General features: G+C 66.1%; 27 protein-coding genes, 1 pseudogene and 1 riboswitch. Of the genes and pseudogenes, 18 read left to right on the top strand and 10 right to left on the bottom strand.

Features of this window, described 5'->3' with window-relative positions:
* Position 1 precedes the first annotated feature (1 nt).
* The 4 genes from AC5JDC_RS21065 to AC5JDC_RS21050 all read left to right on the top strand — a co-directional run bounded on the left by AC5JDC_RS21065 (position 2) and on the right by AC5JDC_RS21050 (position 2,645).
* On the top strand, positions 2 to 565 hold the full coding sequence (locus AC5JDC_RS21065; RefSeq protein ID WP_495844295.1) for a GNAT family N-acetyltransferase: 564 nt from the start codon (positions 2 to 4) through the stop codon (positions 563 to 565).
* Positions 566 to 749: 184 nt separating this feature from the next.
* The gene (locus AC5JDC_RS21060; protein ID WP_495844293.1) at positions 750 to 1,304 is read left to right on the top strand and encodes an OmpA family protein; all 555 of its coding nucleotides are present in this window, start codon (positions 750 to 752) and stop codon (positions 1,302 to 1,304) included.
* Between the two features lie 113 nt (positions 1,305 to 1,417).
* A complete protein-coding gene (locus AC5JDC_RS21055; RefSeq protein ID WP_495844291.1) occupies positions 1,418 to 2,071 on the top strand; it encodes an outer membrane protein in 654 nt (217 codons plus the stop codon).
* A 103-nt stretch (positions 2,072 to 2,174) separates the two neighbouring features.
* On the top strand, positions 2,175 to 2,645 hold the full coding sequence (locus AC5JDC_RS21050; protein ID WP_495844289.1) for a DUF1203 domain-containing protein: 471 nt from the start codon (positions 2,175 to 2,177) through the stop codon (positions 2,643 to 2,645).
* 194 nt (positions 2,646 to 2,839) lie between these two features.
* On the opposite strand, the gene ald is transcribed toward AC5JDC_RS21050, so the two are convergent.
* Positions 2,840 to 3,955, bottom strand: a complete 1,116-nt coding sequence (gene ald, locus AC5JDC_RS21045; RefSeq protein WP_106771925.1) for an alanine dehydrogenase — start codon at positions 3,953 to 3,955, stop codon at positions 2,840 to 2,842.
* A 158-nt stretch (positions 3,956 to 4,113) separates the two neighbouring features.
* Here ald and AC5JDC_RS21040 point away from each other — a divergent pair, with 158 nt between their 5' ends.
* The gene (locus AC5JDC_RS21040) at positions 4,114 to 4,587 is read left to right on the top strand and encodes an Lrp/AsnC family transcriptional regulator (protein ID WP_106771924.1); all 474 of its coding nucleotides are present in this window, start codon (positions 4,114 to 4,116) and stop codon (positions 4,585 to 4,587) included.
* Between the two features lie 54 nt (positions 4,588 to 4,641).
* Here AC5JDC_RS21040 and AC5JDC_RS21035 read toward each other — a convergent pair whose 3' ends face one another.
* From AC5JDC_RS21035 to AC5JDC_RS21025, 3 genes are all read right to left on the bottom strand, one after another.
* Complete coding sequence (locus tag AC5JDC_RS21035) at positions 4,642 to 5,997, bottom strand: 8-oxoguanine deaminase (protein ID WP_495844286.1); 1,356 nt, start codon at positions 5,995 to 5,997, stop codon at positions 4,642 to 4,644.
* A 423-nt stretch (positions 5,998 to 6,420) separates the two neighbouring features.
* Positions 6,421 to 7,416: a manganese catalase family protein gene (locus tag AC5JDC_RS21030; RefSeq protein ID WP_495844284.1), complete on the bottom strand. Its 996-nt coding sequence runs from the start codon at positions 7,414 to 7,416 to the stop codon at positions 6,421 to 6,423.
* A gap of 688 nt (positions 7,417 to 8,104) precedes the next feature.
* Positions 8,105 to 8,773: a 5-formyltetrahydrofolate cyclo-ligase gene (locus AC5JDC_RS21025; protein ID WP_495844282.1), complete on the bottom strand. Its 669-nt coding sequence runs from the start codon at positions 8,771 to 8,773 to the stop codon at positions 8,105 to 8,107.
* A 167-nt stretch (positions 8,774 to 8,940) separates the two neighbouring features.
* On the opposite strand from AC5JDC_RS21025, the gene AC5JDC_RS21020 reads away from it, so the two are divergent.
* The 3 genes from AC5JDC_RS21020 (at position 8,941) to AC5JDC_RS21010 (ending at position 13,419) form a co-directional block, all read left to right on the top strand.
* Complete coding sequence (locus AC5JDC_RS21020; RefSeq protein WP_495844280.1) at positions 8,941 to 10,221, top strand: NAD(P)/FAD-dependent oxidoreductase; 1,281 nt, start codon at positions 8,941 to 8,943, stop codon at positions 10,219 to 10,221.
* A gap of 130 nt (positions 10,222 to 10,351) precedes the next feature.
* A complete protein-coding gene (locus tag AC5JDC_RS21015; protein ID WP_495844278.1) occupies positions 10,352 to 11,371 on the top strand; it encodes an integrase core domain-containing protein in 1,020 nt (339 codons plus the stop codon).
* A gap of 71 nt (positions 11,372 to 11,442) precedes the next feature.
* Positions 11,443 to 13,419 (top strand): bifunctional 2',3'-cyclic-nucleotide 2'-phosphodiesterase/3'-nucleotidase, encoded by a 1,977-nt coding sequence (locus AC5JDC_RS21010; RefSeq protein ID WP_495844276.1) that lies wholly within the window; start codon positions 11,443 to 11,445, stop codon positions 13,417 to 13,419.
* A gap of 12 nt (positions 13,420 to 13,431) precedes the next feature.
* On the opposite strand, the gene AC5JDC_RS21005 is transcribed toward AC5JDC_RS21010, so the two are convergent.
* Positions 13,432 to 13,779: a hypothetical protein gene (locus AC5JDC_RS21005; RefSeq protein WP_495844274.1), complete on the bottom strand. Its 348-nt coding sequence runs from the start codon at positions 13,777 to 13,779 to the stop codon at positions 13,432 to 13,434.
* Positions 13,780 to 13,983: 204 nt separating this feature from the next.
* Between AC5JDC_RS21005 and AC5JDC_RS21000 the strand changes: the two genes are divergently transcribed.
* Complete coding sequence (locus tag AC5JDC_RS21000) at positions 13,984 to 14,112, top strand: hypothetical protein (protein WP_280954219.1); 129 nt, start codon at positions 13,984 to 13,986, stop codon at positions 14,110 to 14,112.
* Between the two features lie 94 nt (positions 14,113 to 14,206).
* Positions 14,207 to 14,524 carry a Dabb family protein gene (locus AC5JDC_RS20995; RefSeq protein WP_495844272.1) on the top strand — a complete coding sequence of 106 codons (318 nt, stop codon included), beginning with the start codon at positions 14,207 to 14,209 and terminating at the stop codon, positions 14,522 to 14,524.
* Positions 14,525 to 14,533: 9 nt separating this feature from the next.
* On the opposite strand, the gene AC5JDC_RS20990 is transcribed toward AC5JDC_RS20995, so the two are convergent.
* Both AC5JDC_RS20990 and AC5JDC_RS20985 read right to left on the bottom strand, forming a co-directional pair.
* On the bottom strand, positions 14,534 to 14,683 hold the full coding sequence (locus AC5JDC_RS20990; RefSeq protein ID WP_495844270.1) for a hypothetical protein: 150 nt from the start codon (positions 14,681 to 14,683) through the stop codon (positions 14,534 to 14,536).
* 103 nt (positions 14,684 to 14,786) lie between these two features.
* A pseudogene (locus AC5JDC_RS20985) lies at positions 14,787 to 15,644 on the bottom strand (MBL fold metallo-hydrolase); the annotation flags it as partial.
* 307 nt (positions 15,645 to 15,951) lie between these two features.
* Here AC5JDC_RS20985 and mgtE point away from each other — a divergent pair.
* The 3 genes from mgtE (at position 15,952) to AC5JDC_RS20970 (ending at position 19,355) form a co-directional block, all read left to right on the top strand.
* Positions 15,952 to 17,370, top strand: a complete 1,419-nt coding sequence (mgtE, locus tag AC5JDC_RS20980; protein ID WP_495844268.1) for a magnesium transporter — start codon at positions 15,952 to 15,954, stop codon at positions 17,368 to 17,370.
* 69 nt (positions 17,371 to 17,439) lie between these two features.
* Positions 17,440 to 17,826, top strand: coding sequence for a MerR family transcriptional regulator (locus tag AC5JDC_RS20975; RefSeq protein WP_106771913.1), 387 nt, complete (start codon positions 17,440 to 17,442; stop codon positions 17,824 to 17,826).
* A gap of 119 nt (positions 17,827 to 17,945) precedes the next feature.
* Positions 17,946 to 19,355: an adenylate/guanylate cyclase domain-containing protein gene (locus AC5JDC_RS20970; RefSeq protein WP_106771912.1), complete on the top strand. Its 1,410-nt coding sequence runs from the start codon at positions 17,946 to 17,948 to the stop codon at positions 19,353 to 19,355.
* A 21-nt stretch (positions 19,356 to 19,376) separates the two neighbouring features.
* On the opposite strand, the gene AC5JDC_RS20965 is transcribed toward AC5JDC_RS20970, so the two are convergent.
* Together AC5JDC_RS20965 and AC5JDC_RS20960 are read right to left on the bottom strand one after the other, a co-directional pair.
* Positions 19,377 to 19,841 carry a methyltransferase family protein gene (locus tag AC5JDC_RS20965; protein WP_106771911.1) on the bottom strand — a complete coding sequence of 155 codons (465 nt, stop codon included), beginning with the start codon at positions 19,839 to 19,841 and terminating at the stop codon, positions 19,377 to 19,379.
* Positions 19,838 to 20,836 (bottom strand): heparan-alpha-glucosaminide N-acetyltransferase, encoded by a 999-nt coding sequence (locus AC5JDC_RS20960; protein WP_495844265.1) that lies wholly within the window; start codon positions 20,834 to 20,836, stop codon positions 19,838 to 19,840. The genes AC5JDC_RS20965 and AC5JDC_RS20960 overlap by 4 nt, the downstream gene beginning before the upstream one ends.
* Positions 20,837 to 20,916: 80 nt before the next feature.
* Between AC5JDC_RS20960 and AC5JDC_RS20955 the strand changes: the two genes are divergently transcribed.
* Positions 20,917 to 21,750, top strand: a complete 834-nt coding sequence (locus AC5JDC_RS20955; RefSeq protein ID WP_495844263.1) for an aldo/keto reductase — start codon at positions 20,917 to 20,919, stop codon at positions 21,748 to 21,750.
* A 30-nt stretch (positions 21,751 to 21,780) separates the two neighbouring features.
* Here the strand turns inward: AC5JDC_RS20955 and AC5JDC_RS20950 are convergent, their stop codons facing one another.
* Complete coding sequence (locus tag AC5JDC_RS20950; protein WP_495844262.1) at positions 21,781 to 22,962, bottom strand: aromatic ring-hydroxylating oxygenase subunit alpha; 1,182 nt, start codon at positions 22,960 to 22,962, stop codon at positions 21,781 to 21,783.
* A gap of 136 nt (positions 22,963 to 23,098) precedes the next feature.
* Here AC5JDC_RS20950 and AC5JDC_RS20945 point away from each other — a divergent pair, with 136 nt between their 5' ends.
* The 4 genes from AC5JDC_RS20945 (at position 23,099) to cobU (ending at position 25,546) form a co-directional block, all read left to right on the top strand.
* Positions 23,099 to 23,785 carry a gamma-glutamylcyclotransferase gene (locus AC5JDC_RS20945; RefSeq protein ID WP_495844260.1) on the top strand — a complete coding sequence of 229 codons (687 nt, stop codon included), beginning with the start codon at positions 23,099 to 23,101 and terminating at the stop codon, positions 23,783 to 23,785.
* 66 nt (positions 23,786 to 23,851) lie between these two features.
* Positions 23,852 to 24,045, top strand: a riboswitch (cobalamin riboswitch).
* A 36-nt stretch (positions 24,046 to 24,081) separates the two neighbouring features.
* The gene (locus AC5JDC_RS20940) at positions 24,082 to 24,261 is read left to right on the top strand and encodes a CbtB domain-containing protein (RefSeq protein ID WP_106771906.1); all 180 of its coding nucleotides are present in this window, start codon (positions 24,082 to 24,084) and stop codon (positions 24,259 to 24,261) included.
* A 12-nt stretch (positions 24,262 to 24,273) separates the two neighbouring features.
* Positions 24,274 to 25,038 (top strand): CbtA family protein, encoded by a 765-nt coding sequence (locus tag AC5JDC_RS20935; protein WP_495844258.1) that lies wholly within the window; start codon positions 24,274 to 24,276, stop codon positions 25,036 to 25,038.
* Positions 25,031 to 25,546, top strand: a complete 516-nt coding sequence (cobU, locus tag AC5JDC_RS20930) for a bifunctional adenosylcobinamide kinase/adenosylcobinamide-phosphate guanylyltransferase (RefSeq protein ID WP_495844256.1) — start codon at positions 25,031 to 25,033, stop codon at positions 25,544 to 25,546. Before AC5JDC_RS20935 ends, cobU begins: the two co-directional genes overlap by 8 nt.

Below are 25,546 nucleotides of genomic sequence, written 5' to 3'. Positions count from 1 at the left end.
CATGGCCGACACGAAGTTGCCCGAGACGATAGACGTGACCGTGACGTTCCTCGAAATGGCGCGGCCGCCGGCGCAGTACGCGCCCTTGCCGTACAACCGGCAGATCGCGCTGCTCAGGGTCCGCGACATTCCGGTCCACTACTATCGCTATCTGATCGACCGAGTCGGGCGGAAGTGGCATTGGGTCAATGCCTTGCGGCTCTCCGATGAAGAAATGGAGGAGGGGCTGCGCAAGCCCGAGCGCGATATCCGGGTGCTTTATGTCGACGGCGCGCCGGCGGGCTTCTTCGACCTCAAGACCGACCTGCCTGAGGAGGTCGAGCTCGCCTATTTCGGCCTGATGGAGCACGCGACAGGCCAGGGGCTCGGCCGCTGGTTCCTCGGCTCCGCCGTCGCGGCGGCGTGGTCCTACGAGCCGCAGAAGGTGTCGGTGCAGACCTGCACGCTCGACCATCCGGCCGCCCTGCCGCTCTACCAGAAGATCGGCTTCTCGCCGATCGGCCAGAAGCGCGAGGTCGTCCATCCGATGACGCTTGCGGAGCGCTCTGCCGTGGTGATGCGGTAAGAGGGCAGTAGGGCAGCAGGGCAGCAGGGCAGCAGGGCAGCAGGGCAGTAGCTAAAGGGCCTCTATCGCCGACTGCCCATTGCCTACTGCCTGAACACGCCGTTCAGCAACGATTCAGCTTCCACCGTCCAGAAGTGGTGCCGATCGGCGATCCGCCGCACGACGACCACCGAAGGAGATATCCATGCCCACCCGCCGCCAGTTCGCCGCCCTTGCGCTCGCGCTGCTCGCTTTCCCGACTGTCGCCGCGGCGCAGTCGATGCCGTCCGCCGCCCAGATCGAGCGGCGCCTGGAAGCGCCGGCGGAGCGCCGGATAAGGCCCGACCAGCGGGTGACCGCACGCGAGTTCAAGCGCCGGCCCGACCTGCGCCGCGCCGCGCCGTCGATCGACATCCAGGCGATCAACTTCGCCTTCGGCTCGGCCGAGATCCCCGTCTCGCAGTACCGAAAGGTCGAGGCCATCGCGACGGCGCTGGAGCGCCTGCTGCGCCGGCGGCCGGGCACCACCGTGCTGATCGAGGGCCACACCGACGCGGTCGGCTCGGCCGCCTCCAACCAGATCCTGTCCGAGCGCCGTGCCGAATCGCTGCGTCGCGTGCTGATGCGCGAGTTCGGCATTCCCGGCCGGGCGCTCGAGACCGTCGGCTATGGCGAAGAGTTCCTGCTGGTCCCAACCCAGAACGAGAACTGGCAGAACCGCCGCGTGACGCTGCGGCGCATCGACGATTTTCTGCGGTGAATGGGCTGGTTGGAGATAGCTGATGCCGTTTTGCTACAGCTATCTCCGGTTGTGTGTGCTAGATAGAAGCCTAGGGGTAGACAGGCTTGATATTCGTTAACGTGGAGGCCGCTGTGCGCCTTGGTTCCATCTTCGTCGCGACCGCTCTTTCCCTCATTGCCACGTCCGGCGCGATGGCGGCCGACGCGATCGTGCAGGAACCCGTGCCGATCGCCGAAGCGCCCGTGTTCACATGGACCGGCGGCTATGTCGGCATCCAGGGCGGCTATGCTTGGAACGAAGCCGAGTTCGACGCGGTATTCGGCAGCGGCTCCCGGGATTTCGACGGCGGCCTGCTCGGCGGCTTTATCGGCTACAACTGGCAGGTCGGATCGTTCGTGTTCGGCGTCGAAGGCGACATCAACGCGACCTGGAACGACGAGACCTTCGCGTTTCCGGGCGTGGAGGTCGAGGTCGGAACGGACTATCTGGCGTCGATCCGCGGACGTGTCGGCTATGCCTGGGATCGGACATTGATCTTCGGTACCGGCGGTGTCGCCTTCACAAGGGCTTCGGTGGATGCGAGTGCCGGCGGCGCGACCTTCAGTGAAGACCAGAGCTATACGGGCTGGACCGTTGGCGGCGGTGCCGAATACGCCTTCACCGACAACCTGATCGGCCGCCTGGAGTACCGCTACTACGACTTCGGCAAGGAGGACATCCTCGGCTTCAGCGACGTCGAGCTGAACACCCACACCGTGACGGCTGGCTTCTCCTACAAGTTCTGACCTGACGAAGGCGCCGGGCCGACTGGCCGAACCCAGGTTTCGGGTGGAGGGGCGCCGTCCGCGAGCGTAGCGTCCTCGTCGATCAATGACGAGGAGGCCTCCCATGCTGATCCGCTTCATCGCCCTGCCGACCGATGCCGTCCGCGCCTTGCAGCGCGGCGGCAAGGACGCCTACGGTTTTGCGCCCGAGCGCAAGGTCTCCGACGGCGACGGTGTTCCCTGCCGCCACTGCCTGCGGACCGTTCCGGCCGGCAAACCGTATCTCGTCCTGGCCTACCGGCCGTTCCCCGCGCTGCAGCCCTATGCCGAGACCGGGCCGATCTTCCTGTGCGCCGACGAGTGCGACCGCGCGCCGGAAAGCGACGTGCTGCCGGACATTTTTCGCCCGACCCCGGACTACATCGTCCGAGGCTATGGCGCCGACGACCGCATCGTCTACGGCACCGGCGCGGTCACGCCGACGCAAAGCATCTGCGGCCGGGCACACGAATTGTTCGAGCGCGACGACGTCGCCTATGTTCACGTGCGCTCGGCCAGGAACAACTGTTACCAGTGCCGTGTCGAGCGGGCGTAGGGTCGGTCGCCTGTCATTACCTTTCGTTAACCTTCCACGGCTTACGCTTGGCAATGCTGATCGGCTTCCGACCACGGATGGACTGGCGGAAAGCCGATTGCAAAAAAGCGGGTTTTGTCCCGCTTTTTTGTTGCCTGCTTGAAAAAAAGTCCCGCCTTCGCGGCGGGATTTTGCGTTCAGGGTAGGGAAACTGGTCAAGCGGCCAGCACCTGCTTCGGTTCCACCATCTCGTAGCCCAGCGCCTCGGCGACGGCGCGGTTGGCGACCCGGCCCTTGTGGACGTTGAGGCCGTTGCGCAGATGCGGGTCGTCGACCAGCGCCTTCAGACCCTTGTCGGCGAGTTGCAGGCCGTAGTGCAGCGTCGCGTTGTTCAGCGCATGCGCCGACGTCACCGGCACGGCGCCAGGCATGTTGGCGACGCAATAGTGGATGATGCCGTCGACCTCGTAGGTCGGCTCGGCATGGGTAGTGGCATGCGAGGTCTCGAAGCAGCCGCCCTGGTCGATGGCGACGTCGACCAGTACCGCGCCCTTCTTCATGCCGGACAGCATCTCGCGGCTAACCAGCTTGGGCGCCGCCGCGCCCGGGATGAGCACGGCGCCGATCACGATGTCGGCTGAGAAGCATTCCTCCTCCAGCGCCTCGACGGTCGAGTAGCGCGTGTGGACGCGGCCGTTGAAGATGTCGTCGAGCTGGCGCAGGCGCGGGATCGAGCGGTCGATGATGGTGACGTCGGCACCCAGCCCGGCGGCCATCTTGGCCGCGTGCAGGCCGACGACGCCGCCCCCGATCACCGCGACCTTGCCGGGAAGCACGCCCGGCACGCCGCCAAGCAGTACGCCGCGGCCGCCATTGGCCTTCTGCAGGGCCGTTGCGCCGGCCTGGATGGACAGCCTGCCGGCGACTTCCGACATCGGCGCCAGCAGCGGCAGGCCGCCGCGCTCGTCGGTGACGGTCTCGTAGGCGACGGCGGTGACGCCGGAGGCGAGCAGGCCCTTGGTCTGCTCCGGATCCGGCGCGAGATGCAGGTAGGTGTAGAGGATCTGGCCTTCGCGCAGCTGCGCCCATTCGCCGGGCTGCGGCTCCTTCACCTTGACGATCATGTCGGACCTGGCGAACACGTCCGCCGCCGTCCTGGCGATCGTCGCGCCGGCGGCGCGATACGCATCGTCGCCGGCGCCGATGCCGGCGCCCGCGCCGGTCTCGACCAGAACGTCGTGGCCATGCGCCACGTATTCGCGTACCGAGCCCGGGGTCAGGCCGACGCGGTATTCGTGATTCTTGATTTCCTTCGGGCAGCCGACGCGCATCTTCGTTCTCCTCACCGGCCTTTTGCGGCCTTGTCTCCTGCTGAGGATGGATTGAACCACGGAGCGGGCGGAACGTCCTTGCGAAGTCGGTTGTCTATCACTGCTGGTTTCGTTATTCCTTGCGCTAAGTGCCGAAAATATCGAAGGAACTGGCAGGAATGTCGCTGGACAGGATTGATATTGCGATTCTGGATACGCTGCAGAAGGACGGCCGCATCTCCAACGCGGCGCTGGCCGAGAAGGTCGGGCTGTCGCAGTCGGCCTGTTCGCGGCGGCTGGACAATCTGGAAAAGAGCGGCGTGGTGCGCGGTTATCACGCCCGGCTGTCGAATGCCGCGCTCGGCCACCAGATGACGGCGATCGTCCACATATCGCTGTCGGGACAGTTCGAGAAGACGCTTTCGGATTTCGAGGCGGCGATCAAGCGCTGCCCCAACGTGCTCTCCTGCCATCTGATGTCGGGCGAATACGATTACATCCTGCGCATCGCCGCCAAGGATCTCGCCGACTACGAGCGCATCCACAAGGAATGGCTGTCGGCGATGCCGCATGTGACCAAGATCAATTCGAGTTTCGCCCTGCGCGAGATCGTCGACCGCACCGCGCTGGGGCTGAAGCCGGAGATGGCATGAACTCTGTCTTGCCGCGGAACGAGGTCCAGTGGGGTCATCCCGACGGTCCAAGCGTCAGGCTTCCAGGCATTGAATGCGCCGGGCGTGCCTGGCGTGGCGCGTCAGCACGTCGCCGAGCTGCGGCATGACCGGCTCGCCGTCCTCGACCAGCACCTTGCCGTTGACGATGGTCGTCCCCGCCACCGCCGGGCCGCAGCGCAGCCAGGCTTCGACTGGATCGGTATGCGCGCCGGCAAGGGCCACGTCCGACATCTTCCAGATGACCAGGTCCGCGCAGGCGCCGGGCCGCAAATGGCCGATCTCGTCCTCCCAGCCGAGGCACGCGGCGCCGCCGCGCGTGGCCATGTCGAGCGCGTCGCGCGCCGTCATCGATCTCGGCCCGTTGCGATAGCGCCCGAGCAGCAGGGCGGTGCGGGCCTCCAGCCACAGCGAGGCATGGTCGGTCGACGCCGAGCCGTCGCAGCCCAGTCCGACAGGCATGCCGCGGGCGCGCAGCGCCATGGCGTCGGCAGAGCCGCCGCCGATGAGCATGTTGGAGCACGGGCATTGGGTTGCGCACACGCCCGCCTGGGCGAGGCGGCCGATCTCGTCATGCGACGGGTAGATGTAATGCGCCACCCAGGAGCGCTTGCTCGCCCAGCCGACCCGCTCGAAATATTCCGTGGGCGTGCAGCCGTAGACCCGGGCGCAATAGTCGTCCTCGTCGGGATCCTCGGCCAGATGCGTGTGCAGCCGCAGGTCGTAGCGGTCGGCCAGCCTGGCCGTCTCCGACATCAGCCGTTCGGTCACCGAGAACAGCGAGCAGGGGGCGAGCGCAACGCGTGTCATCGCCCCCGGGGAGGCGTCGTGATAGCGCTCGACCAGGCGGATGCTGTCGGCCAGAATCTCCTCCTCCGTCTGCACGACGGAGGTCGGCGGCAGGCCGCCGTCCTCGACGGAGCGGGTCATCGAGCCGCGCGTGGCGTAGAAGCGGAAGCCGATATCGGTGCCGGCCTTGATCTGCGCGTCGATCAGGTCCGGCTTCGGATGGACGTACATGTGGTCCATCGAGGTGGTGCAGCCGCCCATCAGCAGCTCGGTCATGGCGACGAAGGTCGAGAGATAGAGGGATTCCTCGTCGAGCTTCGCCCACAGCGGGTAAAGGCCGGTGAGCCACTCGAACAGCGAGCCGTTGGTCACCGGCGCGTAGGAGCGGGTGAGGTTCTGATACATGTGGTGGTGGGCATTGATCAGCCCCGGCGTCACCAGCCGGCCGGGGGCCGAGATCGTGCGCGCAGCCGGGGGACGTTCCTGACCGGCCTTGCCGATCGAGTGCACACGCCCGTTCTCGATGGCAATCCAGCCGCCATCCACTTCCCAGTCGCGATCGACATAGGCGTAGGCGTCACGGACGAGAAGGTCGACGATCATCGGCAGTCCTCCAAGGCAATCTCACCATGCAGCGCCGATACCTGGCGGTGCGTTGTGAGCCCTGTCCCTGGAGGTGTGCGCTCCGGATCGTCATCGCTTGCGCGAGCGGGCTGGTTTCCGATTTCGAAGGGCTGCAGCTCGCAGCCTTCGATCAGGCGATCTGAAACGATCCTTGCATGGATGTCAAACTAAATTCATCGGAGTGAAGTTTTCGCGCGCTCCAGCCTTGAAGGCGAAAACGTTCGCTCGCGAGCCCGTCTGGGCGGTGAAACCATAAACGCGAAACGCTGAGATGGAGTGGGAAGCGGTCCGTCTGCTTCCCAGAGGGCACGCGGGAAGCAGGGCCATCCACGCAGACCCGGAGATTCCGTCGGGGCAAAATCAGCCGCGGTCGAAAGAAGATTCGCGGCTGACTAACGTCGCTCACTTGCGAGCGGTCGCTTCCGCCATGGCGGGGGCCTTCTGGATGTTGGCGGCCCCGCCCATATCGCCATTCTTGGTACGGCCCGCTCCCGGGCCCGCACCGAGATCGGCACCGGTGGTGGGGTCGGACGACGGATCCGACATGGTGCGCTGGGCCATTTTGATCGCAACCTTCTTGTCCTTTGCGTCGAGCTTGACCGTCGCGAGACCGTCGCCGCCGTCGATCGGCATCACCTCCTCGAGATTGTCGATGCGGTCCCATTCATCGCCGGAATTCCACGGGCCAGTCGCGTCGCCCTCGCCCTGCGAGGCGTTGACGTATATGCTGGCATACTTCTCGATGCCCGGCAGCTTGCCCGTCGGGAAGTTGTTCTCGATCGCATAGAGCGCCTTTTCGAACGACTTCTGGTGAGCGACCTCGCGCGTCATCAGGAAGGCGAGCGCGTCCTTGATGCCGGGATCGTCGGTGATGTTGATCAGGCGCTCATAGACAATCTTGGCGCGTGCTTCGGCAGCGATGTTGGAGCGCATGTCCACCGTAGGCTCGCCGCGCGAATCGACATAGGCGGCGGTCCACGGAACACCGGCAGAATCGCACAAGGCCGGAGCGCCGCCGAAGAGGATCGACTCCTTTGCGCTGGTGCCGCTGGCGCCGACCATCCTGTAAAGCTCGGCCTCCTTCATCTGACCTTCGGCGAGCTGTGCCTTGAGGCTCTTGTTGAGCATGGTGACGATGGAACCGACCACCTCAAGGTGGCTCAGCTCCTCGGTCGCAATGTCAAGCAGCATATCCTTTCGGCCGGGATCGTCCTCACCAAGCCCTTGCGTGAAATAGCGCATCGCAGCGGCAAGCTCGCCGTCCGCACCGCCGAACTGCTCCATTATCATGCATGCGAGTTGCGGGTTCGGCTCAGAGACGCGCACTGTGTATTGAAGCCGCTTGTTGTGCATAAACATTGATGACGCTCCTGGCAGGGGTTTCGACGGCCTTCCCAACTTTCCAGGCATTCGCATGTTCCGCTAAGCTGGTCGGGAAGTTGTCCGCCTTTCTCTGCACTGGGGGTGCGTCGACGAGGCGTGATGGCCTCGTTCACGCCATCCGCTGCTGCGAGCCTCTGTGGCAACGGCTGCTTTGGTACGTGTGATGGCGTCGTCAACGTCTTCGAAGGGGTCGTTTGCCGGCGGACTGCTTTCACAGCCGGATTCAGGGCTCACCATGAGTCGATATGGCCTGACAGACTCTTAGTCCGCATTTGGCTCCACCGGCTTCAGGACGCAATCCTGTCCGGAGCACTCCTCGACAGGGCCGCCTGCCCGCTGGGCGCAGCCATCGCCCAGACATTCCATCGCGGGAGGGTCGGCCTGCTCGACGGGAGCGCTGCATTGCTCGCCGACGCAGTCCGTCTGCGGTGCAGCCTCTTGCGACAGGCAGTTCTCGCCCATGCATGCCTCGGCCGCCGTGGCTGGAAGGGTGCCGGACAGGCCGGCAAGGAGCAGCAGGGCGCCTGCAAGTAGGGCTTCAACACGGCGCATCTCGACCTCGCCTGTTCGACCGGCCAAGGTTAGTCGATGCAAGTTAAGGAAGATGATCCGGGACGGTGACAATTCGAGAGAGGCGGGCCGCCTGGCGGCAGCCGTGGCCTGATATGCCGTCAGAACCGACAGTTCGGGTAGCCTGGAACGACTATCCGGGTATCTCCGTCACGACGAGGTCCATGGGAATGTCGTGCGGTTGCGGGTAGATGGTCGCGATGCTCTGCATGGAATAGCCGACACCGATCACCAGCGGTTTACGCGGCAGGGCCGCCAGCGTGCGGTCGAAGAAGCCGCCGCCATAACCGAGCCGGAAGTTTTTGGCGTCGAAACCGACCAGCGGCGCGATGACGACGTCCGGCAGCACCTCGGCGCCGTCCGCCGGGACCGGGATGTTCCAGACGCCTTTTTCCAGCCTGTCGCCTGGCCGGTAGCTGCGGAACACCAGCGGCCGCGCCTTCTCGATCACCACCGGCAGCGCGATGCCGCCGCCGCGCTCGACCACGCCGGCGGCCCAGCCCCGCAGGTCCGGCTCGCCGCGAAACGGCCAGTAGAGGCTGATCGTCCTCCCGCGCACGCCGCCGATCGCGGTGTCGAGTGCGGCCGCGATTGCCGCCGACATATTTCCGCGCGCCTCGGCCGAGATCGCCAGACGCGCCTCGATCAGGCGCTCGCGTTCGGCCTTGCGCCAGCGCCGGACGTCAGCCCACTGCGCCGGATCCGCGGGTGTCTCCCGGTCGGCATGTCCTTCCAGTTCATGCATGAAGCAGGGCGGGGAGGAATGCTGCGCTCCGCGTCGGTCGTCGGCGTCATCGGCCATGCGTGTCCTCCATGCTCTCCTGCCAGGAAAAGCTAGTCCCCGCGCGGGAATGCGGCAGGCGCATTTGCGACATGGCACCGGCATTCATGGGCAATCGGCAGGCATTGTCTTGCTGCAATGCACAAATTTCCCTACATCTACCGGGGCGGCCTGCGAAAGGTGAACGAATGGCGAAGGCCAGACACCATGTCGTCGTCGTCGGTGCCGGCTTTGCCGGACTGGAGCTCGTCAAGGAACTCAAAGGTGCCGATGTCGAGGTCACGCTGATCGACCGGCGAAATCACCATCTCTTCCAGCCGCTGCTCTACCAGGTAGCAACGACGTCTCTGGCGACCTCCGAAATCGCCTGGCCGATCCGCCATCTCCTGCGCCGGCGCAAGGACGTGCGAACGCTGCTCGCGTCGGCGGCCGGCGTCGACAGGGCCGGCAAGCGCGTCCTGCTGGACGACGGCGGCGGCATTCCCTACGACACGCTCGTCGTCGCCACGGGGGCGCGCCACGCCTATTTCGGCCATGACGAGTGGGAGCCCTATGCGCCCGGCCTGAAGACGCTCGAGGACGCGACGACGATCAGGCGCCGCCTGCTGCTCGCCTTCGAGAAGGCCGAGACCGAGCCCGATCCGGAACGCCGCAGGGCATTGCTCACTTTCGTCATCATCGGCGGAGGCCCGACCGGCGTCGAGCTCGCCGGCACGATCGCCGAGCTGGCGCGCGACACGCTTGCCGGCGAGTTCCGCTCGATCGATCCGCGCGAGGCGCGTGTCGTGCTGGTCGAAGCCGGAGAGCGCATACTTCCTGCCTTCAAGCCCGAACTTTCGGCCTATGCGAAGGGGGCGCTGGAAAAGCTCGGCGCGACGGTGGAACTCGGCCGGCCGGTCACCGGCTGCGGCGTGGAAGGGGTGACGTTCGGCGGCGTGGTCCTGCCGGCGGCCACCATCATCTGGGCGGCCGGCGTGGCGGCTTCGCCGGCGGCGGAATGGCTCGGCGCCGAGGCCGATCGGGCGGGACGGGTCAAGGTCGCGCCGGACCTGACGCTGCCGGGCAATCCGGACATCTTCGTCGTCGGCGACACGGCGCATGTCGAAAACGCGGACGGCTCACTCGTGCCGGGCGTGGCGCCCGCGGCAAAGCAGCAGGGACGGCATGTCGCCGCGGCGATCAAGGCGAGGCTTGCGGGAGAGGGCGAGGCCCGGCCTTTCCGATACCGCCACGGCGGCGACCTCGCCACCATCGGCAAGCGGGCCGCCGTCACCGATTTCGGCTGGATCAGGCTGACCGGCCGGCCTGCCTGGTGGCTCTGGGGGGTCGCCCACATCTATTTCCTCATCGGCCTGCGCTACAGGCTGGCGGTGGCGCTGAGCTGGCTGTGGATCTATGCCACCGGCCAGCGCAGCGCGCGGCTCATCACGCAAGGCGACGCGGACGGAGGAAACGACGGCCGCGCATAGCTCCCGGCCGGCAGTTTGATCCTGGCGGTGATCCGGCTGCTGACCGCGCTCAGACAGATATGAGATTCTTGCATTGAGTGAGGGGTTCTCCGTAACTCGGGTTGCGAAGCTCGAATCCCAGGAGAACCCCATGCAGGTTTTTGGCCTGCCCGGCCATGTTATACGCAATGCTGGCCGGGCGTCGCGTCTTCTCGGCGCGCAGACCTCAACTATCGAAGCGACGAGAAGACGCGACGCGGTGGCGCGATGGCGGCGCGCGATGAAGGATGGGCTGAGCGCCGATCAGGCGGCGCATGCGGTGGGCGTGCCGCGCTCGACGCTGTATCGCTGGGAGGCGCAACCGGCGCCGAAGAGCCGGCGGCCGCACCGGATGCGCGCCAACGGCTGGAGCTGGGAACTGCGCGCCGAGGTCGAGCGGCTGAGATGCGATTTTCCGTTCTGGGGCAAGGACAAGCTCGGTCCGCTGTTGCGCAAGGCAGGCCAGGTCGTCTCCAACGCCACGGTCGGCCGCATCCTCAAGAGCCTGGTCGAGCGCGGCCGGGTCACGCCGGTTCCGCAGCTGATCCGTAAGATCGGCCGCAAATGCGCTGCCAAAGCCCGGCCCCACGCCGTCCGCAAGCCGAAGGACGTGGTCTTCGAAAGACCCGGCGACATCGTCCAGATCGACACGCTGACGGTGTCGCTGGCCCCCAATCTCGCCGTCAAGCACTTCGACGCCTATGACGTCCATGCCAAGTGGACCATCGCCAAGCCCTATCGCAGCGCCACCGCCAAGAACGCCGCCGACTTCCTCGACAAGGTAACCGCCGAGATGCCCTGGCCCGTCAAGGCCATCCAGATCGACGGCGGCTCCGAGTTCATGGCCGAGTTCGAGACTGCCTGCGCCGCCAAAGCCATCCCCCTCTATGTCCTGCCGCCGAGATCGCCAAAACTCAACGGCGCCGTCGAACGATGCAACGGCGCATGGCGATACGAGTTCTACGCAACCGTCGACCTGCCGACCAACATCGACAGCATCGCCGAGCACGTCGATGCCTTCCAGCATCTCTACAACCATCACCGACCCCACGGCGCTCTCGACGGACTAACTCCAAACGAGTATCTCAAAATCTGCCGAGACCGGATCACCCACCCGTCTCATATGTCCTGAGCGCGGACAGCTGCTGGACTTGCGCGGGATTCGGCGCGACAGTTGCCGCGGCACATCCTGGGGAGGAGAGCATGTCCCGTCTCGTTCGGCCTGTTTCGCGTCGTTCCTTTCTGGCCGGCAGCACCGCTGCCGCCTTCGTCATGCTGCATCCGTTCTCGGCGCGCGCCCAGGCCAACCAGGCACATCTGAGGATCATGGAGACGACCGACATCCATGTGAACGTGCTGCCCTACGACTACTATGCCGACAAGGCGAACGACACGATGGGCCTGTCGCGCACGGCGTCGCTGATCGAGGCGGTGCGCAAGGAAGCGACCAACGCCATGCTGGTCGACAATGGCGACTTCCTGCAGGGCAACCCGATGGGCGACTACATCGCCTATGAGAAGGGCATGAAGGACGGCGACGTCCACCCGGTGATGAAGGGCATGAACCTGCTCGGCTACGAGGCCTCGACGCTCGGCAACCACGAGTTCAACTATGGCCTGTCCTTCATGGACAAGGTGCTGGCCGGTGCGAATTTCCCCTTCGTCTGCGCCAACCTGGTGCGCGGCACCGAACTCGCCGCCAACCCGCGCGACGACAAGCTCTATCTCAAGCCGTATCTGATCCTCGACAAGACCATCAAGGACGGCGCCGGCACCGAGCACCCGGTCAAGGTGGGCGTCATCGGCTTCGTGCCGCCGCAGATCATGCTGTGGGACGCCAAGAACCTGTCCGGCAACGTCGCCACGCGCGACATCGTGCAGGCGGCGAAAGCCTGGGTACCGCAGATGAAGGAGGAGGGCGCCGACGTCGTTATTGCCCTCTCGCATTCCGGCATCGACGTCAAGCAGGGCGATATGATGGAGAACGCCTCCTTCTTCCTGGCCGGCGTGGACGGCATCGATGCGGTGTTCACCGGGCACCAGCACCTCGTCTTCCCCGGCAGGAAGGATTTCCAGGACCTGGAGGGCGTCGACGCCAAGGCCGGGACGCTGCTGGGCAAACCGGCTGTCATGGGCGGCTTCTGGGGCTCGCATATGGGGCTGATCGACCTCCTGCTCGAGCGCGACGGCTCGAAATGGGAGGTCGTCTCGGCGACATCGGAGGCGCGGCCGATCTACGAGCGCGTCGACAACAGGAACAAGGCGACGGTCGAGGACGACAAGCGCCTGGTCGAAGCGCTCGAGGCCGACCACGAGGCGACGCTTGCCTATGTCCGCCGGCCCGTCGGCAAGACGTCGGCGCCGCTCTACTCCTATTTCGCGCTGGTCGCCGACGACCCGTCCGTGCAGATCGTCAGCCAGGCGCAGACCTGGTACGTCAAGGATCTGCTGAAAGACACTGAATGGAAGGATCTTCCGGTCCTGTCGGCGGCCGCTCCGTTCAAGTCCGGAGGGCGCGGCGGACCGGACTACTACACCGACGTTCCGGCCGGCGACGTCGCCATCAAGAACGTCGCCGACCTCTATCTCTACCCGAACACGGTGCGGGCGGTGGCCGTCACCGGCGCGCAGGTCAAGGAATGGCTGGAGATGTCGGCCGGCATCTTCAACCGGATCGGACCGGGCAAGGCCGACCAGAAGCTCATCAACACGGACTTCCCGTCCTACAATTTCGACGTGATCGACGGCGTGACCTATCGCATCGACCTGTCGCAGCCGTCGAAATACGACCCGAAGGGCGCCGTGCTCGATGCCTCCGCGGATCGCATAAAGGACTTGATGTTCGACGGAAAACCGGTTGATCCCGCGCAGAAATTCGTGGTCGCCACCAACAACTACCGGGCCGGCGGCGGGGGCAATTTCCCGGAGATCAACGACAGCAAGGTGATCTTCGAGGCGCCCGACACCAACCGCGACGTGATCGTGCGCTACATCATGGAGCAGAAGACGATCAACCCGACCGCCGATGCCAACTGGTCGTTCGTACCGGTCGAAGGCGCCACCGTGATCTTCGAGACCGGGCCGAAGGCGAAGGATTTCATCGCCGACGTCAAGGCGGTGAAGATCGAGCCGGCGGGCGAGGGCGAGAACGGCTTCGCGAAGTACCGCATCACGCTGTGAGCGGCTTCACCGTCAGCGGATTTCCGGCGAGGGAATCCGGTTGCTGCCCAGGCCGTTGCCTGAACCGTCCAGCAAATTCCTGCTGCCGCCTGATTGGCCGAGCCCCTGTTCCTGCGGCGTGCTCGGCACCACCAGCGGCGCCATGCCTTGCGGTTGCGGAACCGAGGGGATCGCCGAGGTCGTGCCCTCGTCAAGTGTTCCTGACGAGTCCAGCGTCGAATCGAAACTCGGGGTGGCGATGCATGCGCCCGACCCGGCAATGCCTGCAAGATCCTCGACGCAAGGTTCATTCGATTGCGCCAAACCTGCTGGGGCGCCGCCGAGCAGAACCGCCGCTGCTAGAAACGAAATGCGCTTCATGACTGCATCCTTTCGTCATGCACCGCGTGGCGAGAATCCGCGCGGTTCGCATCCGCAACGCCGCCCGCCCGCATTTGTTTCATGCCTTTCCGAGATCACGTTCGAGACGGGCGGACCGCCGACAGAAGCCTGTTCGCCGCCGATGACGGATGATTTACCCCTGCGCTTTATGCTGCGGATGATGGATTTGAGGCGGGAACGGACATGCGCTACGTCATCGGCATCTGCATTCTGACCGGCCTCATCATATGGGACGGCGCCCGCTACGACGGCCGCTATCTGGCGCAGGTCATGAAGACGGTCGACGCGATGGTGAAGAGCGTCACCGGCTGACGGCCTGCCCGGGCGCCGGAGGGCGAAGTCGTCGCATTGACGATCGGCGCCCGGCGCAGCAAAAGCACCGCACGATCGTCGTGCGGAGGCGGTGTTGATCCGGCATATCGTATTCTTCAGCGCAAAGCGCCCCGGCCAGGTGGACGCTGTCGAGGCGGGGCTGTGGAAGCTCGCCGAAATCCCGCATTCCAGCCATTTCGAGGTTGCGCGCAACAGCAAGGTCGATCCGCTGTGCGGCGCCATCGACGTCGTCGTCTATGCGGAGTTCGCCGACGAGGCGGCGCTGGCCGCCTACAAGGCGCATCCGCTCTATGCCGAGACGACGCGCAAGGTCAGGCCGATGCGCGAGTTGCGGTTTTCGGCTGATTTCGCGGCTTTCGCCCATGCCAAAGCGGCGCCCGAAATCCAGTAGGGCGGCACTTCAGTTCTCCACGCCGCAAGGTTTCTCGCCCTTCAGATCGCGGCTCATGCAGCCATACTTGTCGAAGAGGTGCCCGGTCTCGCGTGCAGCCTTGGCCGCGCCGCAGGCCGACAGCAGGACGGCCAGCAAGACAATCACAACAGTTTTCAATCGGCTGCTCCGTTTCGCAGGGTGTGGCCGACAGGTAGGGCAGGGTGGCCACGGCGCAAGGCTGCTGTGTCAGGTGACCATCGGGCGGCGGAGGTCGGAAAAATCACCAGCAGGCGCCTTTCAGCGCATCGAGCGGAAATTTGAGGTAGCGGCGGCCATTGTCCTCCGGCTCGGGCAGGCGGCCGCCGCAGATGTTGACCTGCAGGGCGTGCAGGATCAGCTTCGGCATCGGCAAGGTGCGGTCGCGCGCCTCGCGCATGGCGACGAAGGCGGCTTCATCGGAGCCGGCGACGTGGATGTTGGAGCGCTTCTGCTCGGCCACCGTGCTTTCCCAAGAGGGCTCGCGTCCGCCGGGCTGGTAATCGTGGCCGGTGAACAGCCGGGTGTCGTCCGGCAAGGCGAGGATGTCCTGGATCGACGCCCACAGGCTGCACGCGCTGCCTCCAGGGAAATCGGTCCGGGCGGTGCCGCCGTCGGGCATGAACAGCGTGTCGTGGATGAAGGCGGCGTCGCCGACGACATAGGTGACCGAAGCCATCGTGTGGCCTGGTGAAAACATCACCCGGGCCTCGATCGAGCCGATGTTGAAGTGGTCGTCCTCGGCAAAGAGCCGGTCCCATTGCGAACCGTCGGTGGCGAGCGACGGCCAGTTGTAGATATCCTTCCACAGCCGCTGGACGTCGACGACATGGGCGCCGATCGCGGTGGGAGCGCCGGTCCTGCCCTTCAGGTAGTGCGCGGCGGAAAAGTGATCGGCATGCGGATGGGTGTCGAGGATCCAGTCCACCGCGAGCCCTTGTGCCGTCACATGGGCGAGCAGGGCGTCGGCGCTGGCGGTGCAGGTCGCGCCCGACTTCTCGTCGAAATCGAGCACGGGATCGACGATGGCGCAGCGCTTCGTCGCGGGATCGGTGACGATGTACTGGATGCTCGATGTTCGCGGATCGAAGAAGCCTTGTACGGCCGGCCGGCCGGTGACCGCGCACCCATCGGTGGTTTCGTTCTGCTGCATTGCATCTCCCGCCAGCCGGAAACCCGTCGATTCTGGTAGAGTGTACAACGCCATCGCGACGGCGGCACCTGTTGCCGGGGCGGCCGGCGCGGCTTCTGTCCAAGCCGTTCGTGGATGCCGCACTTAACGCAGCGGGGTCCTCAGTGCGTTGCCCGCCGGAGACGCTGTTCGGCGCGGCTGCATTTCGTTTGAAATTCCGTTCCCTGCCGGGCTAAAGCTGCGGCACAACGACACCGGACATCGCAAGGCGGCGCAATTGGAAGGCCACGAGGAAACGACCCCGGGCGACGCCGGTCACGAGGCGGCGCATGCCGACATCTATGGCGAGGACGGCGTCATCCGGCCGGCTTTCGTCGTGCATATCGGCGCGGCGATCGCCGACCGCGACACGCTCACGCTGCGCAAGGATGTCGGCGACCTGCACCAGTCGGAGGTCGGCGACCTGCTGGAAGCGCTGCTGCCGGAGCAGCGGCGCACGCTGGTCGACCTGCTCGGCGCCGATTTCGATTTTTCGGCGCTGACCGAGGTCGACGAGGCGATCCGCCTGGAAATCGTCGAGAACCTGCCCAACGCGCAGATCGCCAAGGCCGTCCAGGAACTCGACTCCGACGATGCGGTCTACATTCTCGAGGATCTCGACCAGGCCGACCAGGACGAGATCCTCGCCCAGCTTCCGTTCACCGAGCGCATCCGGCTGCGCCGCTCGCTCGACTATCCGGAAGAATCGGCCGGCCGGCGCATGCAGACCGAGTTCGTCGCGGTGCCGCCGTTCTGGACGGTCGGCCAGACCATCGACTACATGCGCGAGGACAACAACCTGCCCGACCGCTTCAGCCAGGTCTTCGTCATCGATCCGTCCTTCAAGCTGCTCGGCGCCATCGATCTCGACCAGATCCTGCGCGCCAAGCGCTCGGTCAAGATCGAAGACATCATGCACGAGACGCGCCACGCGATCCCGGCCACGATGGACCAGGAGGAGGCGGCGCGGGAGTTCGAGCAGTACAACCTGCTGTCGGCCGCCGTCGTCGACGAGAACGAGCGGCTGGTCGGCGTGCTCACCATCGATGACGTCGTCGACGTCATCCAGCAGGAGGCCGAGGAGGATCTCCTGCGCATGGGCGGCGTCGGCGACGAGGAGCTCTCCGACACTGTCATTGCGACCTCGCGCTCGCGCGTGCCCTGGCTGCTGGTCAATCTGGCGACCGCCTTTCTGTCGGCCTCCGTTATCAGCCTGTTCGGCGCCACGATCGAGGAGATGGTGGCGCTTGCCGCGCTGATGCCGATCGTCGCCTCGCTCGGCGGCAATGCCGGCACCCAGACGATGACGGTGACGGTGCGGGCGCTCGCCACCAAGGACCTCGATATCTACAATGCCGGCCGCGTCATCCGCCGCGAGGTGCTGGTCGGCCTCACCAACGGCGCCATCATCGCCATCATCATCGGCGTCGTCGCCGCCCTGTGGTTCCAGAACCACGACCTCGGCATCGTGATCGCCGCCGCCATGGTCATCAACATGCTGGCGGCAGCACTTGGCGGCATCCTCATCCCGCTGCTGCTCGACAAGCTCGGCGCCGACCCGGCGATCTCGTCATCGATCTTCACCACGATGATCACCGACGTCATCGGGTTTCTGGCCTTTCTCGGGCTGGCCACGTGGTGGATGCATCTCGGGTGAGGCCTGAATTGACTTTTACGTAAACGCCGTGCGATCCTGCCGAACTGGAATCGGCCGGCAGGACTGGGCATGCGCGAATACTATTCGATCACCGAACTCACCAGGGAGTTCGACATATCGACGCGCACCCTGCGCTTCTACGAGGACGAGGGACTGATCCAGCCGGTCCGGCGCGGCCGCACCCGGCTGTTCCGGCCCTCCGACCGCCATCTGGTGCGACAGATCCTGCGCGGAAAAAGGCTCGGCTTCTCCATCAACGAGATCCGCGAGATCATCCAGATGTACCGGGAGCCGCCCGGCGAGGTCGGACAGCTGAAGCTGCTCATCACGCGCATCAACGAGAAGAAGGAAGACCTTCGCCAGAAGCGCCGGGATCTGGAAGAGACGCTGGCGGAACTGGACCAGGCGGAGGAATCCTGCGTCGAGCGGCTGGTCGAGCTCGGCGTCAACACCTGACTTGCCTCGGCCCTGCCGGCACTGCGGTGTCAGCAGGTGCCCATGTCGCAAGTGACGGACCGCTTCGCCGGGTGTATGAATCGCCTTGAACGACGCTCCAGCAGCTGCGGAGGCGGATCATGAGTGAAACAAGCGCTCTCTTTGCGATGTTGCGGAATTCCGCGGACCCTGCGGTGGCGGGCGCCATCGAAACGCTTGTCGCCGACGGCACCGACCGCGCGCTGTGCAGAATCAACCCGCTGGCCTTCGCGGACCGCAACGGCCTCGACCCGGAGCGGACCGTCGCCGGCTTCCTGCATGGCGCGTCGCTCGGCGTGTTCGACATAGCGTGGAACGTGCTCTGCCCCGGCTGCGGTGGCGTGCTGGAGAGCGGTGCCACCCTGAAGACCGTCACCAAGGAAGAATATGTCTGCACCCTCTGCGCCGAAGGGTATTCACCGACGCTCGACGAGATGGTCGAGGTGACGTTCACCGTGAGCCCGAGGGTGCGCCGCATCGCCGCCCACAATCCCGAAACGCTGCCGATGCTCGAATATCTCAGGCAGCTTTACTGGGGCTCCGGCGTCGACCTGCCGGAGGATGGTTACGCCGAAGCGATCGACGAGATGGTCATCGAAGCCGTCGAGGTTCCGGCGGGCGAGAAGATGGTGCTGGCGCTGCAATTGCCGGCCGAGTTCATCATCGTCTTCGAACCGGTGACGCACAGCGTGCAGTTCATCGACGTGAAGGGCGAGCCGACGCGCGAGCGGCAGAATCTAGCGCTGATCTACGACCGCGAGCATTCGCAGAACCAGACCTTGCAGATGCAGCCCGGACCGCTTCGCATTGCGATCGACAACCGCACCGACATACGCGTCCTGCCGGCGGTCTTCATCGCCGGCCATGCCTTGCACGACATGCTCGGGCGGCGGCGGCCGTTCCTGACCGCCAAGCAGTTGCTGACCAACCAGACGTTTCGCGATCTCTACCGCACCGATACGGTGGCGGTCGACCAGCGGCTGAAGATCACCAGCCTGACATTCCTGTTCACCGACCTGCGCGGCTCGACCGAGCTTTACGAGCGGGTCGGCGACCTGAACGCCTTCGACATGGTGCAGGCGCATTTCCGCGTGCTGCAGGAGATCGTCGCCTCGGAAGCCGGCGCGGTGGTCAAGACGATCGGCGACGCGGTGATGGCGACCTTTCCGACGCCGGATCGGGCCGTCGCGGCGGCGATCAGGATGCGGGACGCGATGCGCTCGCTGAACGAGAACAGCGGCCGCGAGGATCTGCTCTTGAAGATCGGCGTCCATGAGGGCCCCTGCATCGCCGTCACCATGAACGACCGGCAGGACTATTTCGGCCAGACCGTCAACATCGCGTCCAGGGTGCAGGGGCTCGCCACCTCGCAGGCGATCTTCGTCACAAGCGCGGTGGTCGAGGACGAGCATTCGGCTGGCGTGCTCGCCGCCAACAGGCTGACGCCGGTCTCACAGGATCTGGCGCTGCGCGGCATCGAGCGCGAGGTGAGGATTTTCGCGATTCCCTGACGGCGGCGCAGCTCGCCGCCTCTACAGCCAGCGGCGGACGCGGGCGCGATAGTCGCGGTACTTCTTGCCGAAGCGCGCCTCCAGATGTCTTTCCTCCGGTTCGATCGTCAGCTTCTGCGTGGTCACCGCTGCGAGCACAGCGAAGAGCAGGAACCATAGACTGCCGACGATCAGCCCGATGCCGATGGTGAGCGCGGTGTTGCCGAGATAGATCGGGTTGCGGGTGAAGGCGAACGGTCCGGTGGTCACCAGATGTTCCGACACGCGTGTCGGCATGACCGTCGTCCTGGCGCGCGAGAAGGCGCGGAAGGCCGCGACCTCGACGGCGACCGCGGCGGCGACCACCAGCCAGCCGGCGGCGAACAGCAGGTCGGACAGCGGTCCGGTGATCCACGGCAGGGGATAGACGATGCCGAGCACGATGCTGACGGCGATCGCCGCGAGATAGATCACCGGCGGCCAGGGAAAGCGGTTGGGTGGCGTCACGGCGCGGTATCCTCCAGCTCGTTGTCCTCGGCGCGCGCCGTGCACAGTCCGGCCATGCCCGAGACGCGTTCGCGCAGATCCTCATCCTGTCGTCCGGCGAAGATGCTGGGCAGGTCGCCCGTAGTCTCCAGTTCGCCGAGCACGCACGCACAATAGCGCGTGCAGAACGCCGCGTCGCGTTCTTGCGCGCATGTCGCCTCGCAGGAGGCGCGGAAGCGTACCTCCGGAGGCTGTATCGCAGGCGGAAGCATCTGGGAGAACAGCCAGACGGCGCCGATCAGCACCGGCTGGTGGATCAGGTAGAAGGCGAGGCTGTGGCGGCCGATGAACTGCAGCGGGGTCGACCAGCGGCCGAACCGGATTGTTGCGAGCTGGTCGAACAGGCCGGCGGCGGCCGCCATTCCCGCCAGGGCGATGCCGGCGAGCACCGCGCCGAACCAGGGGAACAGCGGGACGTAGTCGTTGGAGCGCGGCCTGCTCTCGAACAGCCCCAGCCACAGCAAGGCCGGATGGTCGAAGATTGCGGAGCGGAACAAGAGCGGCAGGGCGATGACGAAGGCGGCTGCCGCAAGCGTCAGGAGCGGCGGCAGACGCAGGAAGGCGAGGCCGAGCAGGCTGGCCAGGGCGATCTGGTGCAGGATGCCGAAGAAGATGAAGGCGTCCGGCACGGCGACATAGGTGACGGCGGAGATCGCAGCCGCGGCGGCGACGATCATCGCCAGCCTGCGCAGGAAACCCGGCCAGCGTATCCCGCGGCCATGCGCCACCACCAGGCTGACGCCGACCAGGAACAGGAAGCTGGAGGCGATGCAGCGGGCGAACAGCTTCCAGCCGCCGACGGCCGTCATGCCTGGCGGCGCATAGCCGAAGAATTCGAGATCCCAGGCGAAATGGTAGATCGCCATGGCGAGGAGGGCGAGGCCGCGGGCGATGTCGAGCGCCTCGATTCGCCGCTTCGCGGCTGGCTCTCGCTGGGTTTTCGGGTCAGGATGCATTTGGGGGCGGGTTCCGGTGCCGGCTGCGGCGCCACGGCTATCACGTCCGGCAGCGCCAACGAAAGCACCTGGAGGCTATCATGCATGTCGTCAACGCCAATGGCGCCGCCATTCCCGCGCTCGGGCTCGGCACCTGGACCCTGCGCGGCGATGCCTGCGCGGATCTCGTGGCGTCGGCGCTGGCGCTCGGCTACCGGCACGTCGACACCGCCGCGCGATATGACAACGAGGCCGACGTCGGGCGCGGGCTTGCTGCGAGCGATATTGGCCGCGACGCGGTTTTCGTTACGACCAAGGTCTGGTACACCGACATTGCCGCCGGCAAGCTGGAGCGCGCGGCCGAAGCGAGCCTGCGGAGGCTCGGCCTCCACCATGTCGACCTCCTGCTTATCCATTGGCCGAACCCCACCATCCCGCTGAAGGAAACGATCGGCGCCCTCAACGCGGCGCGCCGTGGCGGCCTGACCCGGCACATCGGAGTCTCGAACTTTCCGCCGAGACTGCTCGCCGAGGCGGTGGCGCTGTCGGAAGCGCCGCTGGTCTGCGACCAGGTCGAGTACCATCCCTATCTCGACCAGTCGAAGCTCGTCGCCGCATGCCGCGCGGCTGACATGGCGCTGGTCTCCTACTGTCCGCTGTTCCGTGACGGCGGGCTGTTTTCGGAGCCGGCGGTGCGCGCCGCCGCCGAGCGCCACGGCAAGACGCCGGGTCAGGTGATCCTGCGCTGGCACGTGCAGCAGGCCGGCGTGGTGGCCATCCCGCGCACGACCAGGAAGGAGCGGCTGGCCGAGAACATCGCCGTCTTCGATTTCGCCTTGAGCGAGCCGGAGATGGAGGCGATCACGGCGCTCACGCAGGCCGGCCGGCGGCTCTGCGACCACGATGAATTTCCGATCGACTGGGCCGCGGGCTGAATCGGTTTTCCCGGTCGGAGGCGGGGAGCTTCAGGGCGAGGCGGCGGCGCGCCGGTGTGCCTCGCGCACCCATTCGTGGAAGCGGTGGAGGTCGTATTCCTCCGGCATCAGCACGCCGGCCAGGTGCGGCCGGGCGCGCAGCCCGCGCTGGTTGATCTCGCAGACGGCCGCGTCCTCCTCGAGCACGGTGGTACCGAAGGCGACGATGTTGTCGAGGTCGGCACCGGGCTCTTCGAGCGCTTCCGGCAGGAACAGCCATTCGGCGGTGAGCTCGGTCAGTTCCGGGCCGAGCGGCACCAGCCGCACCGTGCGCACATAGTCGACATGGCCGACGACGAACATGGACGGCAGGTTCATGGCATAGCTCTGGCCGGCGGTGCGCTCGCGCTCCGACAGCCCTGCGAAGGTGTGGCGCAGCGCCCGCCCGTCATGCGACCAGGTCTCGGCGCCGGCGCGCAGGCCCCCGGCATATTGCGGCTCGTCATTGTCGGCATGCAGCGCCCATTGCGGATCGTCATGGCGCGCCATCAGCCCGCGGCCGTAGATCGGCACCAGCGCCGACAGGTGCTTGTGCACGCCGGGGCAGTGCAGGCATTCGTTGAAGTTCTCCCAGAATATCTTCCAGTTGCAGGCCATCACCTTGGTGAAGACATGGCCGGTCACCAGACCTTCCAGCGGCCAGTTGGTCAAATCGCCCGAATCGCGGTCGAATGCGGAAGCGGCCGTGCCGGCGGGCTCGGGCGAGAGATTGACGAAGACGAAGCCGCGCCACAGCGACAGCGCCACCGGGTAGAGCGGATAGTCGGCCTTGTCGAAGCCTTCGGGCAGCGACTTCGACGGCACGCGCACCAGATCGCCGCGCAGCGAATAGGACCAGGCGTGGTAGGGACAGGTGAGCAGCCGCGCCTTGAGCCGACCTTCGCTTCCGCGGCAGAGCTGCGAGCCGCGGTGGCGGCAGGTGTTGTGGAAGGCCTGCAACTCGCCGTGCTCGTCGCGCAGCACCAGCACCTGCTGCGAGCCGATGGTGAAGACCCGGTAGGCAAGCGGCTGCGACAGGTCAGCTTCGCGGCAGACCATTATCCAGTCGCGGTACCAGATCGCTTCGAGGTCGCGCTGGTATTCCGCGGGGTCCCAGTAGGCGGAGGACGGCAGGGTCGGCTCGGCCGACGGCAGGCCGTTGTAAGGATCGCTCTTCACCGATTCAGGGGTCATCGCGCACTCCATTTGCATGAGCGGACACTTCGCATCGGGCTTTGTCAACCGTGCCGGGGCGACTTGCTTTTCCAGGCAGCGCCGGGCGATTGTGCCGCGAAGGGCGCCAGGGTGTCCTATCGCGGAGTACGGTCGCATGAAGCCCCGCTTGATGGCGTTGACCGAGGAAATGGTGGCGCGCTGCCACCGAGATATCGCCGATTCCGGTCAGGAGCCGGGCCTCGGCTATCTCGACGAGGACGACTATGCGCAACTCCTCGGTGCCACGATGGCGGAGCGGCCGGCCGGACCGCTGTGGCTGTTCGCCTATGGCTCGCTGATCTGGAAGCCGGAGATCGAGCATGTGGAGGAGTGCGTCGCCACCGCGCGCGGTTATCACCGCGCCTTCTGCATTCACCAGACCCGCTGGCGCGGCACGCTGGAGCAGCCGGGATTGATGATGGGTCTCATGCCCGGCGGCCAATGCGGAGGCGTCGCCTTCAGGCTGCCGGATGGCGATCCGGCGGAGATGGTCTCCAGGCTGATCCGCCGCGAGATGACCGCAAAGCCTTCCACCTACCTGCCGACCTGGCTGAAGCTCCATACCGCCGGCGGGCCGCTTGCCGCGCTTGGCTTCGCCGTCAACCCGAAGGGCCGGACGTTTGCCGGCAAGCGAAGCGACGCGGAAGTGGCGCGCATCCTGGCCCGGGCCTGCGGCCATCTCGGCTCCGGCGCCGACTATCTGTTCCACACCGTGCGCAACCTCGAAACGCGCGGCATCCATGACCGCCGCCTGTGGCGGCTGCAGGAGTTGGTGGCAGCCGAACTCGCGGCCGTCCGATAGCGATTCCGCGACCGGGCCGGCTGTGCGATGTCGGATTCGGATTTGCAGCGGCGCTGGTTTGCGCCTATTGTCGCGGCCGTCGTCGGTTCCGCGAGGAACCAAAAGGGAATGCGGTGCGGGCGTCTCGCCCAAGGCCGCGGCTGCCCCCGCAACTGTAAGCGGCGAGCCTACCCCGAATGCCACTGAGGCTTTTGTCTCGGGAAGGCGGGGCAAGGCGAGAACCCGCGAGCCAGGAGACCTGCCGGCGACATTCGTGCATCAAGGGCCCTCGGGTGGAGGGCGGAAGGGACTTGCAAATGAATACGGTTTCGACTTCGCTGGGCGTTCCGGTCTCGGCTTCCTCGCGCGCCATTCAGCTCGCGCTTGCCGGGTTTCTCGGCATCTTCATCGTCGGCTTCGTCGGCTTCTCGCATATGGAGGCGGCGCACAACGCGGCGCATGACTACCGTCACTCGATGGCCTTTCCCTGCCACTGACGGGAGCGTGACATGACCTTTCTTCGCAACGTCGTGCTGGTCGCGGCGGCGGCAGGGCTTTTGGCAAGCCTCGTCATGACCGCGCTCCAGGCCTATTCCACCGTGCCGCTGATCCTGAAGGCGGAAACCTTCGAGAGCGCCGGCGAGGTCACAGGCCACGATCACGGCGCGCCCGCTGCTGCGGAAGCTACCGGCACCGAAGCCGTGCCGGCCGCCGCCGAGGCGCATTCCCATGGCGAGGAGGCGTGGGCTCCGGCCGACGGTTTCGAGCGCTTCTTCTTCAACTTCCTTGCAAACGTGCTGAGCGGCATCGGCTTCGCGCTGATCCTGGTGGCCGCGTCGGAGTTCGCCGGCGGCATTTCGGGCTGGCGCTCGGGAATTCTCTGGGGCTTTGCCGGCTTCGCCGTGTTCACATTGGCGCCCGGCCTTGGCCTGCCGCCGGAACTGCCGGCCATGCCGGCGGCCGATCTCGCCGCGCGCCAGGTCTGGTGGATCGGCACGGTGTTGGCGACGGCGGCCGGCCTCGCCCTGATCGCCTTTCGCGGCACGGTCGCGCTGTCGATCCTCGGCGTGGCGCTGATCGTCGCCCCGCATGTCATCGGCGCGCCGCAGCCGGAAAGCCACGATTCACCCATTCCCGCCGACCTGCACCACCAGTTCGTGGTCGCCACCACGGTGACCAACCTGATCTTCTGGGCGCTGCTCGGCGGCCTGGTCGGCGCCGTGCGCTCGCGCTTTTTCGGCTCGGCCAGTGAGGCGCGCGGCCAGCTTGCCTGAACGCGGCCGGCTGACCTTCGTCCTCGGCGGGGCGCGCTCCGGCAAGAGCAGCCACGCCGAGGCGCGGGTCACGGCGCTTCCGGCGCCGTGGACCTATATCGCCACGGCGCAGGCCTTCGACGACGAGATGGCGGAGCGCATCGCGCGGCACCGCGCCCGCCGCGAGGCCGGATGGGAAACGGTCGACGCGCCGCTCGATCTGGCCGGAGCCCTCGAGGCGGTTACGGATGGGCGGCCCGTGCTGGTCGACTGCCTGACGCTGTGGCTGTCGAACCATATGCTCGCCGATCATGACGTCGAGGGCGAAAGCCGCCGCCTGGCGGACCTGCTGGCGCGGCCCCGCGGCCCCTGGTTCGTCGTCTCCAACGAGGTCGGCCTCGGCATCGTGCCGGACAACGCGCTCGCCCGGCGCTTTCGCGATGCGGCCGGGCGGCTCAATCAGAAGGTGGCAGCCGTGGCCGACGAGGTGCTGTTCATGGCGGCCGGGCTGCCGATGCGGGTGAAGTGA

Source organism: Kumtagia sp., assembly GCF_059502445.1.
Note: the sequence above shows the minus strand (reverse complement) of the source record. Positions and strands in the feature narration are given on the sequence as shown.

What these genes read in the sequence shown, in the direction of transcription:
- AC5JDC_RS21065 (WP_495844295.1), top strand. Translation starts at nt 2, where the DNA reads ATGGCCGACACGAAGTTGCCCGAGACGATAGACGTGACCGTGACGTTC.
- AC5JDC_RS21060 (WP_495844293.1), top strand. Translation starts at nt 750, where the DNA reads ATGCCCACCCGCCGCCAGTTCGCCGCCCTTGCGCTCGCGCTGCTCGCT.
- AC5JDC_RS21050 (WP_495844289.1), top strand. Translation starts at nt 2,175, where the DNA reads ATGCTGATCCGCTTCATCGCCCTGCCGACCGATGCCGTCCGCGCCTTG.
- ald (WP_106771925.1), bottom strand. Translation starts at nt 3,955, where the DNA reads ATGCGCGTCGGCTGCCCGAAGGAAATCAAGAATCACGAATACCGCGTC.
- AC5JDC_RS21040 (WP_106771924.1), top strand. Translation starts at nt 4,114, where the DNA reads ATGTCGCTGGACAGGATTGATATTGCGATTCTGGATACGCTGCAGAAG.
- AC5JDC_RS21035 (WP_495844286.1), bottom strand. Translation starts at nt 5,997, where the DNA reads ATGATCGTCGACCTTCTCGTCCGTGACGCCTACGCCTATGTCGATCGC.
- AC5JDC_RS21025 (WP_495844282.1), bottom strand. Translation starts at nt 8,773, where the DNA reads ATGGCCGATGACGCCGACGACCGACGCGGAGCGCAGCATTCCTCCCCG.
- AC5JDC_RS21020 (WP_495844280.1), top strand. Translation starts at nt 8,941, where the DNA reads ATGGCGAAGGCCAGACACCATGTCGTCGTCGTCGGTGCCGGCTTTGCC.
- AC5JDC_RS21015 (WP_495844278.1), top strand. Translation starts at nt 10,352, where the DNA reads ATGCAGGTTTTTGGCCTGCCCGGCCATGTTATACGCAATGCTGGCCGG.
- AC5JDC_RS21010 (WP_495844276.1), top strand. Translation starts at nt 11,443, where the DNA reads ATGTCCCGTCTCGTTCGGCCTGTTTCGCGTCGTTCCTTTCTGGCCGGC.
- AC5JDC_RS21005 (WP_495844274.1), bottom strand. Translation starts at nt 13,779, where the DNA reads ATGAAGCGCATTTCGTTTCTAGCAGCGGCGGTTCTGCTCGGCGGCGCC.
- AC5JDC_RS21000 (WP_280954219.1), top strand. Translation starts at nt 13,984, where the DNA reads ATGCGCTACGTCATCGGCATCTGCATTCTGACCGGCCTCATCATATGG.
- AC5JDC_RS20975 (WP_106771913.1), top strand. Translation starts at nt 17,440, where the DNA reads ATGCGCGAATACTATTCGATCACCGAACTCACCAGGGAGTTCGACATA.
- AC5JDC_RS20970 (WP_106771912.1), top strand. Translation starts at nt 17,946, where the DNA reads ATGAGTGAAACAAGCGCTCTCTTTGCGATGTTGCGGAATTCCGCGGAC.
- AC5JDC_RS20960 (WP_495844265.1), bottom strand. Translation starts at nt 20,836, where the DNA reads ATGCATCCTGACCCGAAAACCCAGCGAGAGCCAGCCGCGAAGCGGCGA.
- AC5JDC_RS20955 (WP_495844263.1), top strand. Translation starts at nt 20,917, where the DNA reads ATGCATGTCGTCAACGCCAATGGCGCCGCCATTCCCGCGCTCGGGCTC.
- AC5JDC_RS20950 (WP_495844262.1), bottom strand. Translation starts at nt 22,962, where the DNA reads ATGACCCCTGAATCGGTGAAGAGCGATCCTTACAACGGCCTGCCGTCG.
- AC5JDC_RS20945 (WP_495844260.1), top strand. Translation starts at nt 23,099, where the DNA reads ATGAAGCCCCGCTTGATGGCGTTGACCGAGGAAATGGTGGCGCGCTGC.
- AC5JDC_RS20940 (WP_106771906.1), top strand. Translation starts at nt 24,082, where the DNA reads ATGAATACGGTTTCGACTTCGCTGGGCGTTCCGGTCTCGGCTTCCTCG.
- AC5JDC_RS20935 (WP_495844258.1), top strand. Translation starts at nt 24,274, where the DNA reads ATGACCTTTCTTCGCAACGTCGTGCTGGTCGCGGCGGCGGCAGGGCTT.